19 protein-coding genes are annotated in these 17,594 nt (G+C 29.7%); 10 read left to right on the forward strand and 9 right to left on the reverse strand.

Annotated elements, in window-relative coordinates:
* Positions 1-296: 296 nt before the first annotated feature.
* The 3 genes from P161_RS0100005 to P161_RS0100015 all read right to left on the reverse strand — a co-directional run bounded on the left by P161_RS0100005 (position 297) and on the right by P161_RS0100015 (position 4,271).
* Positions 297-863: a hypothetical protein gene (locus P161_RS0100005; RefSeq protein WP_026775055.1), complete on the reverse strand. Its 567-nt coding sequence runs from the start codon at positions 861-863 to the stop codon at positions 297-299.
* Positions 864-1,296: 433 nt separating this feature from the next.
* Complete coding sequence (locus P161_RS0100010; protein WP_026775056.1) at positions 1,297-2,739, reverse strand: glyceraldehyde-3-phosphate dehydrogenase; 1,443 nt, start codon at positions 2,737-2,739, stop codon at positions 1,297-1,299.
* A gap of 134 nt (positions 2,740-2,873) precedes the next feature.
* On the reverse strand, positions 2,874-4,271 hold the full coding sequence (locus P161_RS0100015; RefSeq protein ID WP_026775057.1) for a trypsin-like peptidase domain-containing protein: 1,398 nt from the start codon (positions 4,269-4,271) through the stop codon (positions 2,874-2,876).
* Between the two features lie 129 nt (positions 4,272-4,400).
* Between P161_RS0100015 and dapF the strand changes: the two genes are divergently transcribed.
* From dapF to P161_RS0100035, 4 genes are all read left to right on the forward strand, one after another.
* On the forward strand, positions 4,401-5,171 hold the full coding sequence (gene dapF, locus P161_RS0100020) for a diaminopimelate epimerase (protein WP_026775058.1): 771 nt from the start codon (positions 4,401-4,403) through the stop codon (positions 5,169-5,171).
* Positions 5,172-5,696, forward strand: a complete 525-nt coding sequence (locus P161_RS0100025) for a GNAT family N-acetyltransferase (protein ID WP_026775059.1) — start codon at positions 5,172-5,174, stop codon at positions 5,694-5,696.
* Between the two features lie 30 nt (positions 5,697-5,726).
* Positions 5,727-6,752: an endolytic transglycosylase MltG gene (mltG, locus tag P161_RS0100030; RefSeq protein ID WP_026775060.1), complete on the forward strand. Its 1,026-nt coding sequence runs from the start codon at positions 5,727-5,729 to the stop codon at positions 6,750-6,752.
* Positions 6,753-6,948: 196 nt separating this feature from the next.
* Complete coding sequence (locus P161_RS0100035) at positions 6,949-7,530, forward strand: hypothetical protein (RefSeq protein WP_026775061.1); 582 nt, start codon at positions 6,949-6,951, stop codon at positions 7,528-7,530.
* A gap of 7 nt (positions 7,531-7,537) precedes the next feature.
* On the opposite strand, the gene P161_RS0100040 is transcribed toward P161_RS0100035, so the two are convergent.
* From P161_RS0100040 to dnaA, 3 genes are all read right to left on the reverse strand, one after another.
* The gene (locus tag P161_RS0100040; protein WP_026775062.1) at positions 7,538-8,242 is read right to left on the reverse strand and encodes an SAM-dependent methyltransferase; all 705 of its coding nucleotides are present in this window, start codon (positions 8,240-8,242) and stop codon (positions 7,538-7,540) included.
* 98 nt (positions 8,243-8,340) lie between these two features.
* The gene (locus P161_RS0100045; protein WP_026775063.1) at positions 8,341-8,796 is read right to left on the reverse strand and encodes a low molecular weight protein-tyrosine-phosphatase; all 456 of its coding nucleotides are present in this window, start codon (positions 8,794-8,796) and stop codon (positions 8,341-8,343) included.
* Positions 8,797-8,885: 89 nt separating this feature from the next.
* Complete coding sequence (dnaA, locus tag P161_RS0100050) at positions 8,886-10,313, reverse strand: chromosomal replication initiator protein DnaA (RefSeq protein ID WP_026775064.1); 1,428 nt, start codon at positions 10,311-10,313, stop codon at positions 8,886-8,888.
* 174 nt (positions 10,314-10,487) lie between these two features.
* Between dnaA and P161_RS0100055 the strand changes: the two genes are divergently transcribed.
* Complete coding sequence (locus tag P161_RS0100055) at positions 10,488-10,886, forward strand: thioesterase family protein (protein ID WP_026775065.1); 399 nt, start codon at positions 10,488-10,490, stop codon at positions 10,884-10,886.
* A 130-nt stretch (positions 10,887-11,016) separates the two neighbouring features.
* On the opposite strand, the gene prmC is transcribed toward P161_RS0100055, so the two are convergent.
* From prmC to P161_RS0100070, 3 genes are read right to left on the reverse strand one after another with little or no spacing between them, the layout of a single operon-like run.
* Entirely contained in the window at positions 11,017-11,904 is an 888-nt protein-coding gene (prmC, locus tag P161_RS0100060) for a peptide chain release factor N(5)-glutamine methyltransferase (RefSeq protein ID WP_026775066.1), read from the reverse strand.
* 6 nt (positions 11,905-11,910) lie between these two features.
* Positions 11,911-13,335, reverse strand: coding sequence for a cardiolipin synthase (gene cls / locus P161_RS0100065; protein ID WP_026775067.1), 1,425 nt, complete (start codon positions 13,333-13,335; stop codon positions 11,911-11,913).
* Between the two features lie 2 nt (positions 13,336-13,337).
* On the reverse strand, positions 13,338-13,832 hold the full coding sequence (locus P161_RS0100070) for a GNAT family N-acetyltransferase (protein ID WP_026775068.1): 495 nt from the start codon (positions 13,830-13,832) through the stop codon (positions 13,338-13,340).
* Positions 13,833-13,884: 52 nt separating this feature from the next.
* Between P161_RS0100070 and P161_RS0100075 the strand changes: the two genes are divergently transcribed.
* The 5 genes from P161_RS0100075 (at position 13,885) to P161_RS0100095 (ending at position 17,535) form a co-directional block, all read left to right on the forward strand.
* A complete protein-coding gene (locus P161_RS0100075; protein ID WP_026775069.1) occupies positions 13,885-14,349 on the forward strand; it encodes a hypothetical protein in 465 nt (154 codons plus the stop codon).
* 67 nt (positions 14,350-14,416) lie between these two features.
* Positions 14,417-15,466, forward strand: coding sequence for a bifunctional diaminohydroxyphosphoribosylaminopyrimidine deaminase/5-amino-6-(5-phosphoribosylamino)uracil reductase RibD (ribD, locus tag P161_RS0100080; RefSeq protein ID WP_026775070.1), 1,050 nt, complete (start codon positions 14,417-14,419; stop codon positions 15,464-15,466).
* Complete coding sequence (locus tag P161_RS0100085) at positions 15,459-16,067, forward strand: HAD-IA family hydrolase (protein ID WP_026775071.1); 609 nt, start codon at positions 15,459-15,461, stop codon at positions 16,065-16,067. Before ribD ends, P161_RS0100085 begins: the two co-directional genes overlap by 8 nt.
* Entirely contained in the window at positions 16,064-16,927 is an 864-nt protein-coding gene (locus P161_RS0100090; RefSeq protein ID WP_026775072.1) for an EamA family transporter, read from the forward strand. The genes P161_RS0100085 and P161_RS0100090 overlap by 4 nt, the downstream gene beginning before the upstream one ends.
* Positions 16,927-17,535, forward strand: a complete 609-nt coding sequence (locus P161_RS0100095; protein ID WP_026775073.1) for a YigZ family protein — start codon at positions 16,927-16,929, stop codon at positions 17,533-17,535. The genes P161_RS0100090 and P161_RS0100095 overlap by 1 nt, the downstream gene beginning before the upstream one ends.
* Positions 17,536-17,594 lie beyond the last annotated feature (59 nt).

The following is a 17,594-nucleotide window of genomic DNA, read 5'->3' on the forward strand; positions in this document are numbered from 1 at the left end:
TAGTGAGGAGTAGATTTTTTGACACGGATTTCAAGGATTTTTAATGATAATTGTGGATAAGATTCTTGCAGAATGACAAATTTTGTGGAAAATTAAATATACTCATAAAGTTTGTCACGCTGAAAGCGTCTCACATAAAGTTGATTACATATAATTTTTAGTAATTATATGTAATCGAAAAATTACAAAAATGGGTGGGATTCTTTCAGAATGACAAATTGTATGGAGAATTTTTTGGATAACTTAACGAGTTCTCGACTGCGTTCGAACAAATTATCATTCCAATTTTGAAATGTTTACTTCCTAACAGTTCCAGAAAAATGATTCACTTTTGGATTGATAGGATTTCCTGAAGAACGCCTAAAACTCGAAATTTGTCCTGTGTGCCAAATGGCATCTGCTATAGGACCATTTATTATGTAAAAAAATGGAATGCTAACTTCTCCATCTTTTTTTACTGATAATTCTGATAGATCTTTAGTTGCTAAAATCTTATTTCTTAAAGCTTCTATATTTAGTAAGGTTTGAGTTCTCATTTCAAAAAAACTCATTTGTTCTTTTTCTTTTGCTTGTTTAAAATCAGTATTTGTTAATCGCAACATTGTTGCAGATAAATCGTAAATATGTTCGATTGTTTTTAATGATGTTCTTCCTTTTCCTGCTGGTTGATATTCTAAATCTTTTTCAGTTAAGCCTTCTGATGCCCAATAATACCTAAAACCCAATCCATCAATTATTCTTGCAACTGTGGTTTGTGCAGTATAATTTTCTTCCATTGTTGGAATTTCATAATATGGTAGTTGATTTTGTGCGTTCAAATTAAAGATGGTTGTTAGAATGATTATAAAAATATATTTTTTCATCGATTTGAATTTTGATAAAAATAAGTAAAAAGACCTAAAAATTGGATGTTAATTACTTTTTAAACCTTTTTAAATATAGAATTACTTTGTTTAAAAATTGTTTTGAAAGCTGGCAAACAAGTTTAGCCCAGATTGAAGCCTTTGTTTGAGCTCTTTTTTTATGCTAAACTAGATTCAGTACTGTTCGCTGAAATAAAATTTGTTCTAAATATGAAAAGATGCAGAAATAAATTCAGCATAAAAAAAAGCGAGTGCTGAAAGCTGGAAATAGCTCCTAAAAAACAAAATCCAAAACATTTAAGTGCTTTGGATTTTGATATTATTGTTGAATAATAATTAGATTTTTAAGTTACAATTACTGATATAAAATCAGGATTAGTTCAACTAACAATTTTTAATGCACTGCTTTGCTGCTTTTAAAAATTGAGTTTCACTAATAATACGTAAATCTACGAACTTTTGCAATGTGTTTTGCCAAACGCATTACTTGATGAGAATATCCATATTCATTATCATACCAGATATATAAAACAACATTTTCGCCATCTGTAATGGTTGCTTTGCTATCAAAAATTGAAGGCGCTGTTGAGCCAATAATATCAGATGAAACCAACTCATTATCTAAAGAATATTTAATTTGCTCTACCAAATCGCCTTCTAAAGCATGTTGTTTTAAAATTGCGTTGATAACATCTTTAGTAACAGGTCTTCTTAATTGTAAATTTAAAATTGCTAAAGAACCATTTGGCACAGGAACTCGAATTGCGTTGGATGTTAATTTACCTGCCAAAACTGGAATTGCTTTTGCAACTGCACTTCCTGCTCCAGTTTCTGTAATTACCATATTTAATGCTGCAGCTCTACCTCTTCTGTACTTGCTGTGCATATTATCCACCAAATTTTGATCGTTTGTATAGGCGTGAATGGTTTCTAAATGTCCTTTTTTAATCCCAAAATTATCTTCCAAAACTTTTAAAACTGGCGTAATTGCATTGGTTGTACAAGAAGCTGCTGAAAAAATATCAATTTTATCAGGATCGTTTTGTTTGTGATTTACACCATGTACAATATTAGGAACTCCTTTTGCTGGTGCCGTTATTAAAACTTTACTTGCGCCTTTTGCTTTTAAGTGTCTTGCCAAAGCAACATCATCTCTAAAAGCACCAGTATTATCAATAATTAAAGCATCATTAATGCCATATTCTGTATAATCAATCTCTTCTGGATTGTTGGCAGAAATCATAAAAACGGTTGTTCCGTTTATAATTAAAGCATTATTTTCAAGGTCTGTTTGTACAGTTCCTAAAAAATCTCTGTGCACAGAATCTACACTTAATAAAGAGGCTCTTTTGTCTAAAACTGTTTGTGTAATTTCGCCACGAGTTACAATGGCTCTTAATCTTAATTGAGAACCTTTGCCCATTTTAGACATTAATTCTCTTGCTAACAAACGTCCAATTCTACCAAAACCATATAAAACAACATCTTTAGGTGTAATATTTTTTGCTTCAGTTGCGTTTTTTAATTTCTTTTGGATAAAAGCAACTTTGTCTTCACAGCCTTTTGGATGCAAATAACATTCGTAAGCTAGTTTACCAATATCTAATTTTGATGAAGGCAAATCTACTTGTTGAATTGCTTTTGCAATACTCAAAGCATCTTGAATGGTAATTGGTTTGTTTACAAATTCTCTTGAATACTCAATTAAATTTAAAACCTCACTGGCTCTTTTATCGATAAGCGGATTTCTAAACATAACCAGCTCAATAGATTTATCATACCATAAATCATTTACAATATTAATAAATTCTACGGTTGCTTTTCTAGTTTCTGTTTGTAGGTTAACTTCTTTTTCGTAATCTAAAGTTGATGACATAGCTGTGTAACTAATTTAAAGTTTGTGCAAAAGTATTTCTTTTTTTGAAAATACGAAATCGATTTCGTGAAAAATTTTAACATAAAAAAATCCCGATTGTTAAATCGAGATTTTTCTTTTATTCCAAAATGCTTTTATCTTATTGCATATCTTTCAGTTTCGCCTTTTAAATTGATTACTTCAAGATATAAAGGAATTCCTGCGTTGATATTTGTGTTTTCTATAGCAGCAATTGCATCAGCAGCATTCTTGACAGGTTTTTTATTAACTTCTGTAATTATAAATCCTTTTTCAACTCCATAATAAGCAAGTGTTCTATTAATATTATCAATAATTTTTGCACCACCTTTTAAATTGTGTTTTTTTAATTCTTTATCGGTTAAATCTTTTAAAGAAAGCCCTAAACTTTTAGATATAAAGGTACTTTTTTTGTTTAAAACAATTGTTTTTGAGATTAACTCTCCATCTCTTTCAATCACAACATCTAAATTATCTCCTGGTCTTTTTGAAGTTAATTGTCCTTTTAATTCAGAAAATTTAGAGATTTTCACATTATTTACTTCTTTAATAATATCACCAGATTTTAATTGAGAATTATTTGCGCCTTCTTCATAAAAAACTTCACCAACTTTTACACCATCTTCTTTAAATTGCGGATCAATAGAAATTCCTAAAATAGCTTCTTGCACAACTCCAAACTCAAGTAAATCATCTACTATTTTTTTTGCAATGTTAGATGGTACTGCAAAAGAATACCCAATAAAAGAACCAGTTTTAGATGAAATTGCTGTGTTAATTCCCACCAATTCTCCTCTTGTATTTACCAAAGCTCCTCCACTATTTCCTGGGTTTACAGCTGCATCCGTTTGTATAAAAGATTCAATATTTCCATTTCCTTCTAAATCTCTTCCTTTTGCACTTACAATTCCTGCAGTTACTGTACTTGTTAAGTTATAAGGATTCCCCACAGCTAAAACCCATTCGCCAATTTTAATATTGTCCGAATTTGCAAAAGGTGTGTAAGGCAAATCTTCATCTGCATTAATTTTTAGCAAAGCAATATCATTGTTTTTATCAGCTCCTATAATTTCTGCTTCGTATTTCTTATTATTATTTAATGTAATTTCGATATTATTGGCATTGTCAATTACATGATTATTGGTTACAATATAGCCATCAGCTGAAATAATAACACCACTTCCTGTACCAACTTGCTCAAATTTTCTAATACCATTTCCATTTCCATAAAACAATTCTGCCCATGGATTTGATTGTGTTCTAATTGCAGTATTTTTTACGTGAACTACAGAATGAACCGTATTTTCTGCAGCCAAAGTAAAATCTATTGAAGCTGCATTTATAGCACTTGAATTTGCATTAAATGCAGGGTTGTAATTTGTTTTTATGATTGATGATGAATCTTGTTGCATTGTTTGCACAACAACATTTTCATCGATAAACATTTTGTAGCCTCCTAGAGTAATTGCTCCTCCAAGAATCGCCATTCCTAATAAACTAAAAAATTTTTTCATAATTATAATTTTGATTTAAGTAAATATACGTTTTTAACATTTTTAAAAAATCTGTTTAACTTGCTTTTAACGCTATTTAACCAGCTTTTAACAGACTTTTTTTCTTAATGAAATCAGTATCTTTGTTTTATGAATTTATCGTTTTATAAATATCAAGGAACAGGAAATGATTTCGTTATGATTGATAACAGAACAAAAATCTTTCCAAAAAAAGAAATTAACAAAATTTTACAAATTTCTGACAGACATTTTGGCATTGGTGCAGATGGCATTATTTTAATCGAAACTGATGAAAAGTTCGATTTTAAGATGATTTATTTTAATGCTGATGGAAGCCAAACCTTTTGTGGAAATGGGGCAAGATGTGCAGTTGCTTTCGCAAAACATTTAAATATCATTCAAGATAAAACAACTTTTTTAGCGGTTGATGGTGAGCATTTTGCAGAAATAAAAGATGACATTATTTCTCTTCAAATGATTAATGTTGATGACATAAAAGTGAATGAAAATTCCGTTTTTATGCACACAGGTACTCAACATCATGTAGAATTGGTTGAGGATTTAAATGATTATCCTGTTTTTGAGAACGGAAAAAAAATAAGAAATTCCTACGTTTTTCCTGGAAGCAATGTAAATTTTGTACAACAATTAAATGACACTACTTTTAGAGTAAGAACTTACGAAAAAGGAGTTGAAGATGAAACATTAGCTTGTGGAACTGGTGTTACAGCTGTTGCAATTGCCATGCACAAAACCAACAAAACAAAAAGCAATACTATTTCTTTACCTGTAGAAGGTGGAAATTTAGCAGTTTCTTTTGATGAAAAAAACGGTATTTATACAAACGTATTTTTAAAGGGCCCAGCAAAATTTGTTTTTAAAGGCGAAATTGAGATATAGATGAAAACACTTAAAGGTAAAAACCTAAATTTAAGAGCCATTGAACCAGAAGACCTCAATTTTTTACATACTATAGAAAATAATGAAATCTTTTGGGAAGTAAGCCATACACAAGCTCCTTTTTCTAGATATGTTTTAAAACAATATTTAGAAAATGCCCATTTAGATATTTATGAAACAAAACAGCTACGCCTAATTATCGAAGATGTTTTCGATAAAAAACAAGTGGGCATGATTGATTTATTCGATTTTAATCCACAACATCAGAGAGCTGGAGTTGGTATTTTAATTCATCCTTATTTTCAAAATAGAGGTTTTGCTGCAGAAGCATTATCACTTTTAATTAACTACGCATTCTCTTATTTAAATTTACACCAATTATACGCAAACATAACTCCAGATAATATTAAAAGTATTTCCTTATTCGAAAAACATAATTTTACCAAAATTGGTATCAAAAAAGACTGGCTTTTATCCAAAGGAAAATATAAAGATGAAATTTTATTTCAGTTGATAAAAGTGTAGCTTTGCATTTCTTATAAAAATAAACACACATTGAGCAAAAAAATAATTTACTTATTAGGATTCTTTTTAATCCTTGGTGGAATTTTAGGATACAATTATTATCAAAAAATATTTGGAGAAGCAATAACTAAAGATTTAGAACTTTTTGTTTTTTCTACTGATAGTTTAGTAGATGTAAAAGAAAAAATTGCTGATTATTCAAAAAACCCTAATACATTTCTTTGGGTTGCCGCTAAAAAAAGTTTTTCGAAACCTAAAACTGGTCGTTATTTGTTAAAAGAAGGCATGTCTAATAACGATGTTGTAAATATGTTACGAAGTGGAAATCAAACTGCATTGAGTGTTTCTTTTAACAATCAAACTACCTTAGAAAAATTTGCTAGTAGAATTGCAGAACAATTGGAAATAGATTCTATATCAATTATAAACTCATTTACAGACAAAAGTTTTTTAGATGAAAATGAATTGACAAAAAAATCTGCCTTACAAATATGTATTCCTAATAGTTACCAATTTTATTGGACAGTTTCTGCTGATGATTTTAGAGATAAATTACTTAAAGAATACAATCGTTTTTGGACAGCTGATAGAATTGCCAAAGCAAAAGCATTAAACTTAACTAAAAGCGGTGTTATTACTTTAGCATCCATTGTGCAAATGGAGACTGCAAAAAAATCTGAAAGACCAATTGTAGCTGGTTTATATTTAAACAGACTACAAAATGGCTGGCCTTTGCAAGCAGATCCAACCATAATATATGCTATTAAGGACGTTAAAGGGCAAGATTATATTGTAAAAAGAGTTTTAAAAGTAGATTTAGAAATTAATTCTCCTTATAATACATACATAAATAGAGGTTTGCCTCCTTCTTTAATTGCTATGCCTGATATTTCTTCGATAGACGCTGTTTTAAATGCTAAAGACCATGATTATTTTTACATGTGTGCAGACATTGAAAAGATTGGTTATCACAAATTTGCAAAAACTTTGGCTCAACATAACGCAAATGCTGCCAAATACCAAAATTGGCTAAACAAAAACGGTGTAAAAAGGTAAATCTACATTCTCAACATTCTCAAAAAAAAGCATTTTTTTTAAATATTTAATAAAGGGAAACGTTATAGTTCGCCAATTAAAGTAAAAAACAAACCTTTTAACAGCATTATATATAATTTCGACGAAATTAAATGATTGATTGTCAGGCGCTTTAAAATAAAGCCTAGATTTGCAGCTGTAAAACAGTAAGATTCATATGATCAAAAAGTTTTTATTTTTAGTAGTTTTTGCATTCGTTTTAATAAGCGCAACTACTGCAAACAAAAGAAAAGATTTAGAGAAAGTAGTTGTACAACCTGTTAACATAGATTACAACATACCTTATTTACAGAAAAACTTTGTAGGTTTTAAAGAGGCAGTAGCATTTAAAGAGTCTCAAGGAAGTTATACAGTTGTAAACACTTTAGGGTATTTAGGTAAGTATCAATTTGGTAGCACTACTTTAGAGCGATTCGACATTCATAATACAGAGGCTTTTTTAAAAAATCCTGAATTGCAAGAAAAAGCTTTTGTTGCTTTATGTAAGGTAAATAAGTGGATTTTAAGAAGAGACATTAAACGTTCTGTTGGCAAAACAATTAACGGTGTTAAAATTACAGAATCTGGTATTTTAGCAGCTGCACACTTAAGTGGAGCAGGAAACGTAAAAAAATTCTTAAGAAGTGGAGGAAGTCAGCGTTTCTCTGATGCTTATGGAGCTTCAATTCAGTCTTATATGAAGAGTTTTGCTGATTATGATGTTTCTAATATTATTGCTGATAGAAAAGCAAAGGTTTAACTTCCCATTATTTCTGAATAATAAAAATAGCTGGTTTTTTATGTAAATCAGGCTGTTGATATTTCCAATCTTGCAAAGACATCGTTTTAATATATTCTGATGGTAAAGTAATATCTGCAGCAATACATAAATTTGTATTAGGAGATAATATCGCTTTTAAATCTGCCAACATTTTATCATTTCTATAAGGTGTTTCTATAAAAATTTGCGATTGTCCTTTGTCTAAAGAAATTCTTTCTAAATCTTTAATCGCTCTTTTTCTATCGCCTTTATCAATTGGCAAATAACCATTAAAAGCAAAGTTTTGTCCATTCATTCCAGAAGCCATCATTGCCATTAAAATAGAACTTGGCCCAACCAAAGGCACCACTTGAACATTTTGCAGATGTGCCAATTTTACAATACTTGCTCCAGGATCTGCAATTGCAGGAACTCCAGCTTCAGACAATAAACCAACATTAACTCCTTGTGCACAAACATCTAAATAACGTTGCGTTTCTTCTTCTACAGCATATTTATCTAACAATTTTAAAGTTAAAGAAGGCTGTGATTTTTTAGGAGCAATACTTTTAATAAATCTTCTTGCAGATTTTTCGTTTTCAACAATATAATAATCTATTTGCTCTATTACTTTTTTTATGGATAAAGGCATTACTTCCAAAGGTTCTGTATCACCCAAAGTTGTTGGAATCAAATAGAGTTTACCAATCATTTTTGTTGTTTTTATATTGATGTTACGAATTTACTTAAATTAATTGAATTGCCCTTGACAAGGATTTTATAGCTTTTAATTGACATATCTATTATAATCTATAAAGTCAATTTATTTGCGATAATTTCACAAGCTTCATCTAACATTTTATATACGTTTTCAAAACCTTGATTTCCTCCATAATAAGGATCTGGAACTGACGCGTTTTTATCAGCATCAACTTCATTTAAAATTAACTGCACTTTCTCTTCATCGTCAGTATTTCTGGCCAACATTAAAATATTTTGAAAATTACTCTCATCCATCGCATAAATTAAATCGAATTTATCAAAATCTTTAACCGTGAATTTTCTTGCTCTTTGGTTGGTAATATCTATTCCGTATTTTTTGGCTACTTCAATAGAGCGTTCATCTGGTAAATTACCAACATGATAGGCAGCAGTTCCTGCAGAATCTACAAAAACTTTACTTGTAGTTACTTTCGATTTTAAAATACCCTCTGCCAATGGAGATCTGCAAATATTACCCAAACAAACCATTAAAACTTTTTTCATCAATACTATTTAAAATTAAATAATAAAAAGACATCCAACTTTATAAAAAGCTAGATGATAAAACCATAAAATGATGGAAATTTGAGATTCTAAAAAGTTAACTTTTTAGTTAAATCATCAACATATTTTTTGAATTGCTTATCAGTTTCTGTCAAGTTATCTACGGTTTTACAAGCATGTAAAACTGTTGCATGATCTCTTTGCCCAATCTGATTCCCAATACTTGCTAACGAAGTTTTTGTTAACCTTTTGGCAAAATACATTGCTAATTGACGAGCCTGAACAATATGCCTTTTACGCGTTTTAGATTGTAACGTAGCAACATCCATATCAAAATACTTAGAAACTTCTTTCTGAATATAATCGATTGAAACTTCCTTTTTAGTGTTTTTTACAAACTTATCTACAATTTGTTTTGCTAGTTCTAAAGAAAATTCTTTTCTATTAAACGAAGCTTGTGCAATCATAGAAATTAAAACGCCTTCCAATTCACGAACGTTCGATTTTATGTTTTTAGCAACATATTCTACAATATCATCTGGCATTTCAACTCCATCTCTGTACAATTTATTTTGTAAGATAGATATTCTAGTTTCGTAATCTGGTGCTTGCAGTTCTGCTGATAATCCCCATTTAAAACGAGATAATAAACGTTGTTCAATATCTTGCATGTCTACAGGTGCTTTATCCGAAGTTAAAATAACCTGTTTCCCATTTTGATGTAAATGGTTAAAAATATGGAAAAACACATCTTGTGTTCCTGCTTTTCCTGATAAAAATTGAACATCATCAATCAATAAAACATCAATCATTTGATAAAAATGAATAAAATCGTTTCTTGTATTCGATTTTACTGAATCAATAAATTGCTGTGTAAATTTTTCTGATGAAATATATAAAACTGTTTTATCTGGATATTTATCTTTAATATCAACCCCAATTGCATGTGCTAAATGAGTTTTCCCTAAACCTACTCCACCATAAATTAAAAGCGGATTAAAAGAAGTTCCTCCAGGTTTGTTGGCAACTGCCATTCCTGCAGAACGTGCTAATCTGTTAGAATCGCCTTCTATAAAATTAGCAAAACTATAATTTGGGTTTAATTGAGATTCTATTTTAACTTTCTGTAAACCAGGAATAATAAAAGGATTTCTTAATTCTCTTTTATTAGATTCTAAAGGTGCAGTTACTCTTTGAGGCTTTAAAGGATCTCTATTTGAACTTGGAATTTTTACAGTTTGTGGTCTGTTACTACTGTAATTATTTTCCATTTTTACATCGTAAACCAATTTGGCATCATTGCCTAATTGTCTTACCAATGCAACTCTTAAAAGTTTAATATAGTGTTCTTCTAACCATTCGTAAAAAAATTTACTTGGCACCTGAATGGTTAACGCTTCTCCAGAAAGTTTTACCGGTTTTATAGGCTCAAACCAAGTTTTGTAGGCTTGTGGCTTAATATTATCCTTTATAAAAGATAAACAGTCGATCCAAATGGATTCAGCAGTGTGACTCATTGAGGTATTAAATAATTTTTTTGGTTAAAATAATTAGCTACAAAGTAGCCTTTAGTGTTTTTCTTTTAAGCAGTACAAAAGTGTGAATAAAATTCAGCATAAAAAAATGAAATTGCTATTGATTATTAACTTTATTTTACGTAACCTACCCTAAATTTTTAACGTTTATATAATTTGAAAAAATCATCAACAAAAACAAGAGTTCGTTATTCAGAAACCGATCAAATGGGAGTAGTTTATCATGGAAACTACGCACAATATTTTGAGCTTGGCAGAACTGAATGGCTAAGAAAATTAGGTGTTACTTACAAAGATATGGAAAATAGTGGGATTATGTTACCAGTAATTTCTTTAAGCTGTAAATTTATCAAATCCGCAATTTATGACGACATTTTAACAATAAACACGTTTTTAATTAAAAAACCAATGGTTAAAATTGAATTTGATTACACTATTACCAATCAAAACGATGAATTAATTTGTTCAGGAAATTCGGTGTTAGCTTTTATGAATATGGAAACTCAAAAACCTACAAGATGTCCAGATTATTTACTAAAAAGTTTAGGTTTTTAAATTGATAAAATTATCACAAATATCAGTTTGAGTGATTTCAATTTTTCATCAAAATTGCATAGAAAATTCGTTGAAATTCAAAACCTTTTTCTTGGTGAATTAAAGCAGAATTAAATCAAAAAAAGACAAATTACAAACTCGCTTTTATCATTCGATCATTGCCAAATAAATCTTTTTTTAGTTGGATGTTTTTAAAGCCTTTAGCCTCCAATAAACTACAAGTTTCTTGACCTAAATATTGATTGATTTCAAAAAATAACAAACCGTTTTTGGTAAGATGATTTTTCGCCAAATCTGTAATTTTATCATAAAAAATAAGCGGATTATCATCAGCAACAAACAAGGCCAAATGCGGTTCATTTTGCAAAACATTATTTTGAATTTCTATCTTTTCTAGTTCTCTAACATAAGGTGGATTTGAAATAATAATATCGAACTTTTGATAAAGTTTTTCTACTTGTAAAATATCAACTTCAAAAAAATCAACTTCAACTTTATTAAGTGCAGCATTTTCTTTGGCAATTTTTAGAGCATCCACAGAAACATCTATAGCAGAAATTTTTGCCTTTGGTAAATTTTTAGATAAAGAAATAGGAATACAACCAGTTCCTGTACCAATATCTAAAATTGATAAAGGATTCTCACTTCCAACTTCCAACTCCAAACTTCTGGCTTCAATCTTCAAACTCTCAACTTCCTGCAAAACCCACTCCACCAACTCTTCAGTTTCTGGTCTTGGAATAAGGGTATTTTCATCCACCAAAAAAGGCAAACCATAAAACTCTGTTTTACCAATGATGTATTGAATTGGTTCTTCGTTTTGCAATCTTGCTAACGCTTTTTGTAAGGTTGATAAATTCTGTTCATCAATCTCAAAATCGGATTTTAAAACTGTGTCAATTCTTTGTAAATCCAAATAAGTTTCCATCAACAAAAAGAAAAAAGAATCTATTTCTGTAGCTGGATAAATTTTAGAAAGTGAATTTTTAAAGTGAAGTTTAAAATCTATAAGTTTCATCATAATTTACAATAAAGGACTAAAAAAACGTGATAAACGCTCTAACGTTTTTTGTTTTGTAGATCTCTTTCTGAATTCCTTGTACTCAATTTTTTGTGCTTTGTGTTTGCGTTCTTCAAATTCTTCCTTCACTTCTAAAGTTATTTTTTCGTCATAAAGAATGGCATTCAGTTCGTAATTATGCTCAAAACTTCTACAATCGAAATTTGTAGAACCTACAGAAATAATTTCATCATCAATAAAAACAACTTTACTGTGCGAAAAATCATCTCTCAAATAAATATGTACACCTGCTTTTAGCAAATCTTCAAAATAAGAATACATACTATAACTTGCCACTTTAGAATCGCTCTTTTTTGGCAATAAAAGCGTAACATTTACACCACTTAAAGCCGCCATTTTAAACGCTTCTAAAATTGAAAAAGTAGGTATAAAATAAGGGCTTAAAACGGAAATACTTTTTTCTGCTAAATTTATAAAGCTCAAATATTGCTGCATAACCACAGATTGTTCGTAATCTGGCCCACCAGAAACTATTTGAAGTTTTGTTTTTCCTCCTGTATCACAAGGTGTTATATATTTTTTATCATTCGTCAAATCTTGATTGCAGGCATAATAAAAATCCTTTAAAAAAGATTTATGAATACTATTTACTGCACACCCTTTTATTTGCAAATGCGTGTCTTGCCAAACACCTAAAAAATCATCATCTGTAATATATTCATCAGAAATATTTACGCCTCCTGTAAAGCCAATTTCATTATCAATAATGGCAATTTTTCTATGATTTCTAAAGTTTAAAGAAAAAATAAAACTACCGAATTTAAATGGAGTTTCTGGGTACAACTCCACACCAATATCTTTTAATTTTTGCTTGGTTTTTTTATTCAATTCAAAGCTACCAATGGTATCATAAATAACTCGAACTTCTACATTTTCCTTTATTTTCTGTTCTAAAATAGTTATAATTTCCGACAAAATTTCGCCATTCTCAATCATATAATATTGTAAATGAATAAATTTTTTGGCGTTTTTTAAAGCTTCGTTTATAGCCTTAAAAGTTTCTTTTCCGTTTTTTAAAAGAACAACATCATTTTTATCTTCTACACCAATGTGTGTAGTTTCATAAATTAAAGTGGCTATTTTCTTTTGTTTAATCGTTTCTAAAATTTCAACATTAGAACTGTTTTCAGATTTAAAAGATTCTTTTATAAACGTTTTTCGTTTTTTAGTTTCCTTCAACTCAAAAAACTTAATTTTCCTTCTATTAATTCCAAATAAAATAAAGGCAAAAACGCCAATAAAAGGAAAGAAAAAAGCGATTAAAACCCAGCTCAAAGATTTAGAAGGTTTTACACCAAAATATAGGATATTATAAAATGCCCAACCAAATAATATAAGATGTAAAACTCCTAAAATATAATATATCATGTTTAGTTTATTTCTTTAAGCATCCAAACATCGCAGTTAAAATGACTGGTGTTTCCCATGGGTTTATCCAAATTTACAAAACCATTTCTTTTATATAATTTTACAGCAGCTTCCATATAAGGCAACGTTTCTATATAACAATTATCATATCCAAAATCTTTTGCTTTCTCTAAACATTGTGTAATTAATTTTGTTCCTAAACCTAGCCCTCTAATGGTTGGTAGAAAGTACATTTTTTGCAATTCGCACGTATTGCCTTCATAATTATCTAACTTAGCAATGCCTGCTCCACCAACAATTTTATTGTTGTGTTCAACCACATAATAAATTGCTTTTTCTTTTTGATAGGTTTCAAACATTTTATCGGTTGCAGCATCTGCATAGGCTGTACCTACTTTTGGTGCGCCCATTTCTACAATTACATCTCTAATAACGATGGCAATTTGCGAATTATCGTCGCTCGTTATTTCTCTTATGATAAAATCTTCACTTGTCATTTAATACTGTATTTTTGCAAGAGCAAGTTACCTAAATTTTTAAAGATTTTTAATGAAAAAGACATTCTATTTTATTGCTTTATTTTTATTGATTTATAGTTGTACTGTCAACAAAGAACCTATATTTATTAAAATTGATAACATAGAAGTAATTAGTTATGCAGCAGATACTATAAAACTAAAAGCAATGGCTTTTTTTAAAAACCCTAATGATGTTGGTGGAGCTATTACTACTGATAATCTAAAAATTTTGGTAAACGATACAGAAGTCGCACAACTTTTTTCTGATGATTTTAAAGTGCCTGCCAAAAACGAATTTTTAGTACCTTTATTGGCAAATATACCTACTAAAAATCTTTTAAATTCAGATAAAAACGGACTTTTAGGCGGTTTGATCAATTCGCTTTTAAGCAAAAAAATAACGCTTACAATTCAAGGAGAATTGGTGTATTCGTTTCTTGGGTTTCAAAAAGATTTTTTAGTTGATAAAACTCAGGAAATAACCATTAAATACTAAACCCGAAATTTAAGACTGAACTCATTTTATCATCATATAAATAGTAAATCACTTTAAAACAATCGATATTATTAAACACGAAATTTACATAAAACGCTGTTTACAAATTGCCAAAAACGGATTGGGCACAACAAGACCAAACCCAAGTGTTGGTGCTGTAATTGTTGTTGATAATAAAATTATTGGCGAAGGTTTTACCAGTAATTATGGTGATCATCATGCTGAAGTAAATGCTGTAAACTCCGTTAAAAATAAAGCACTTTTAAAAGAAGCAACCATTTATGTTACTCTAGAACCTTGTTCGCATTTTGGTAAAACGCCTCCTTGTGCAGATTTATTGGTAAAACATCAATTTAAAAATGTGGTTATTGGCACTGTAGATTCAAATAGTTTGGTTGCTGGTAAAGGAATTGAACGTTTACAAAATGCTGGAATTAATGTAATTGTTGGTGTTTTAGAAGCTGAATGTAAAAAACACCACAAACGTTTTTTTACAGTTCAAGATAAAAAACGACCTTATATTATTTTAAAATGGGCAGAAACTAAAGATGGTTTTGTTGCTCCTTTGAGTAAGGATGAAAAAAAACCAGTTTGGATTTCAAACAACAATTCACAACAATTAGTGCATAAATTAAGAGCGCAAGAACATGCAATTTTAGTAGGTACAAATACTGCAATTGCAGACAATCCTAAATTAAATGTAAGAAGTTGGTCAGGAAATAATCCTTTAAGAATTGTATTGGATAAAAAATTACGAATTCCTAAAAACGCAAATTTGTTTGATGGAGGTGTAAAGACCATCATTTTGTGTATGGTTGAAAGTGAGAAGTGGGAAGTTGGAAGTGAAAACATCCTATTTGAAGCAATTAATTTTGATAAAAAAATCGCTGAACAAATTTGCGCGGTATTACAAAAACATAACATTCAATCTGTAATTATTGAAGGTGGCACACAAACCTTGCAAACTTTTGTAGATGCTAATCTTTGGGATGAAGCCCTAGTTTTTATAGGTGATACTTATTTTGAAAAAGGAATCAAAGCACCTGTTTTATCAGCAAAAATAATAGCAACAAAAAATATAAAAAACGATATTTTAAAAATATATACAAATGATTAAAAACATCATCTTCGATTTTGGAGACATATTTATCAACCTAGACAAAGAAGGAACCTACAAAGCCATGGCTGCTTTAGGAGTTTCAAAAATTACAGACGAAATGATTGAAGTGTATCAAAACTATGAAAAAGGTTTGATGACTACTGATAAATTTCTGAACTTTTTTCATGAAAAATTCAGAATTCCTAAAGAGAAATTAATTGATGCTTGGAATGCTGTTTTGTTAGATTTTCCAAGAGAACGTTTAGGTTTTCTAAAAAAATTAGCAGACAGTAAAAAATATCGATTATTCTTATTAAGCAACACAAACGATTTGCACATTAAATGGGTACAAGATTCTTTGGGTGATGAATTTTATAACGATTTTAAAAGCTGTTTTGAGCAGTTTTATTTATCACATGAAATTAATTTTAGAAAACCTGATACAGAAATCTACGAGTATGTTTTAAAAGAAAATAATTTAATTGCAGCAGAAACTTTATTTGTAGATGATTTAAAAGTAAATACAGATTCAGCAAACACTTTAGGCATAAATACTTGGAATTTAATGCCAGAGGAAGATGATGTTACTGAATTATTTATTAAAAATAACTTCAATTGATTTACCTATTTTTTAGCATTTTAATTTCAACAGCCTTATTTGTTATTTTTAAATATTTTGGCATTTACAAAGTTGATATTTTAAAAGCAATTTTTATCAACTATATTGTTGCTTTTTCATTGGGTTTTACTTTTGCAGAAAGAGAATTTTCATTTTCGGAAATCCCAAGTCAGCCTTGGTTTTTTGGCGCTGTTTTTTTAGGGGCTTTATTTGTAGCCATATTTTTTGTAATGGCAATGACAGCGCAAAAAAATGGTGTTTCAGCAGCGTCTGTTGCAGGAAAAATGTCTGTGGTAATTCCCGTTTTTTTTGGTGTATTTTTATATAATGAATCTGTAACTTTTTTAAAAATTATCGGAATTATTATTGCATTAATAGCTGTGTATTTAGCGTCTGTAAAAGAAGATAAAGTTGCTACGAAAAATGCAGGGTTGCTCTTCCCTATTTTACTTTTTTTAGGTTCAGGAACTATTGATACTAGCATAAAATATGTAGAAGTTATGTTTGTACCAAAAAGCGACGTTTCTATTTTTTCTGGAAGTTTGTTTGGAATTGCAGCCATATTTTCGCTTTCGGTATTATTAATACAAGCTGTTAAAAAAAGAGAAGCTTTTGGTTTTAAAAATGTAATTGCAGGGATTGCTTTAGGAATTCCGAATTATTTTTCGATTGTATTTTTAATAAAAGCATTGCAAACACCAGAATTTGAAAGTTCTACATTATTTACAATTAACAATGTTGGGATTGTAATTTTATCAACCTTGGTTGGAATTTTAATTTTTAAGGAACAATTTAGCATCAAAAATAAAATTGGAGTTGGGTTGGCTATTTTAGGAATTGTAATTGTAGCTTTAGCCTAATGGAAAATGATCGTTATAAAACAATTTTAAAACCCTCTGAAGAAACACTCTTTAAAGACAGAAATAGTAAGTTTTTTGGCTACGCATTCCCTGTACTTCATGAAGATGATGTAAAAGATTGTTTAGAGGAATTAAAGAAAAAACACCATACAGCACGTCATTTTTGTTATGCATATCAAATTGGTATTGAAGAAATCAAATACAGAGCCAATGATGATGGAGAACCCAACAATTCTGCTGGAATGCCTATTTATGGACAAATTCAGTCTTTTGAAGTTACCAATATTTTAATTGTTTCTGTACGTTATTTTGGTGGCACAAAACTAGGAGTTGGTGGTTTGATAAATGCCTATAAAACGTCGGCTCAACTCACTTTAGAAGCTTCAACTATCGTAGAAAAAACCATTGATGTTTATTATCAACTCAACTTTGAGTATGATATGATGAACAAGGTTATGCGAATCATCAAAGAAAAAAACATAACGCTTGAAACTCAAAAAATGGAATTGGCTTGCGAGTTTGTAATTTCTATCAGAAAAAAAGAAGCCGAAAACATTTTTGAAATTTTTGACACCTTGTATAAGGTTGATGTAAAAATTTTGGATTGAAATTAAATTTCAAAAAATAAATTATATTTAAAGGATAAAAGTAATGAACCTTTCCAAAA

The sequence above is a fragment of the Polaribacter sp. Hel_I_88 genome, assembly GCF_000687935.1.
Classification (GTDB): domain Bacteria; phylum Bacteroidota; class Bacteroidia; order Flavobacteriales; family Flavobacteriaceae; genus Polaribacter.

Coding starts and splice junctions, on each gene's coding strand:
- P161_RS0100005 (WP_026775055.1), bottom strand. CDS start 863: ATGAAAAAATATATTTTTATAATCATTCTAACAACCATCTTTAATTTG.
- P161_RS0100010 (WP_026775056.1), bottom strand. CDS start 2,739: ATGTCATCAACTTTAGATTACGAAAAAGAAGTTAACCTACAAACAGAA.
- P161_RS0100015 (WP_026775057.1), bottom strand. CDS start 4,271: ATGAAAAAATTTTTTAGTTTATTAGGAATGGCGATTCTTGGAGGAGCA.
- dapF (WP_026775058.1), top strand. CDS start 4,401: ATGAATTTATCGTTTTATAAATATCAAGGAACAGGAAATGATTTCGTT.
- P161_RS0100025 (WP_026775059.1), top strand. CDS start 5,172: ATGAAAACACTTAAAGGTAAAAACCTAAATTTAAGAGCCATTGAACCA.
- P161_RS0100035 (WP_026775061.1), top strand. CDS start 6,949: ATGATCAAAAAGTTTTTATTTTTAGTAGTTTTTGCATTCGTTTTAATA.
- P161_RS0100040 (WP_026775062.1), bottom strand. CDS start 8,242: ATGATTGGTAAACTCTATTTGATTCCAACAACTTTGGGTGATACAGAA.
- P161_RS0100045 (WP_026775063.1), bottom strand. CDS start 8,796: ATGAAAAAAGTTTTAATGGTTTGTTTGGGTAATATTTGCAGATCTCCA.
- dnaA (WP_026775064.1), bottom strand. CDS start 10,313: ATGAGTCACACTGCTGAATCCATTTGGATCGACTGTTTATCTTTTATA.
- prmC (WP_026775066.1), bottom strand. CDS start 11,904: ATGAAACTTATAGATTTTAAACTTCACTTTAAAAATTCACTTTCTAAA.
- cls (WP_026775067.1), bottom strand. CDS start 13,335: ATGATATATTATATTTTAGGAGTTTTACATCTTATATTATTTGGTTGG.
- P161_RS0100070 (WP_026775068.1), bottom strand. CDS start 13,832: ATGACAAGTGAAGATTTTATCATAAGAGAAATAACGAGCGACGATAAT.
- P161_RS0100075 (WP_026775069.1), top strand. CDS start 13,885: ATGAAAAAGACATTCTATTTTATTGCTTTATTTTTATTGATTTATAGT.
- P161_RS0100085 (WP_026775071.1), top strand. CDS start 15,459: ATGATTAAAAACATCATCTTCGATTTTGGAGACATATTTATCAACCTA.
- P161_RS0100095 (WP_026775073.1), top strand. CDS start 16,927: ATGGAAAATGATCGTTATAAAACAATTTTAAAACCCTCTGAAGAAACA.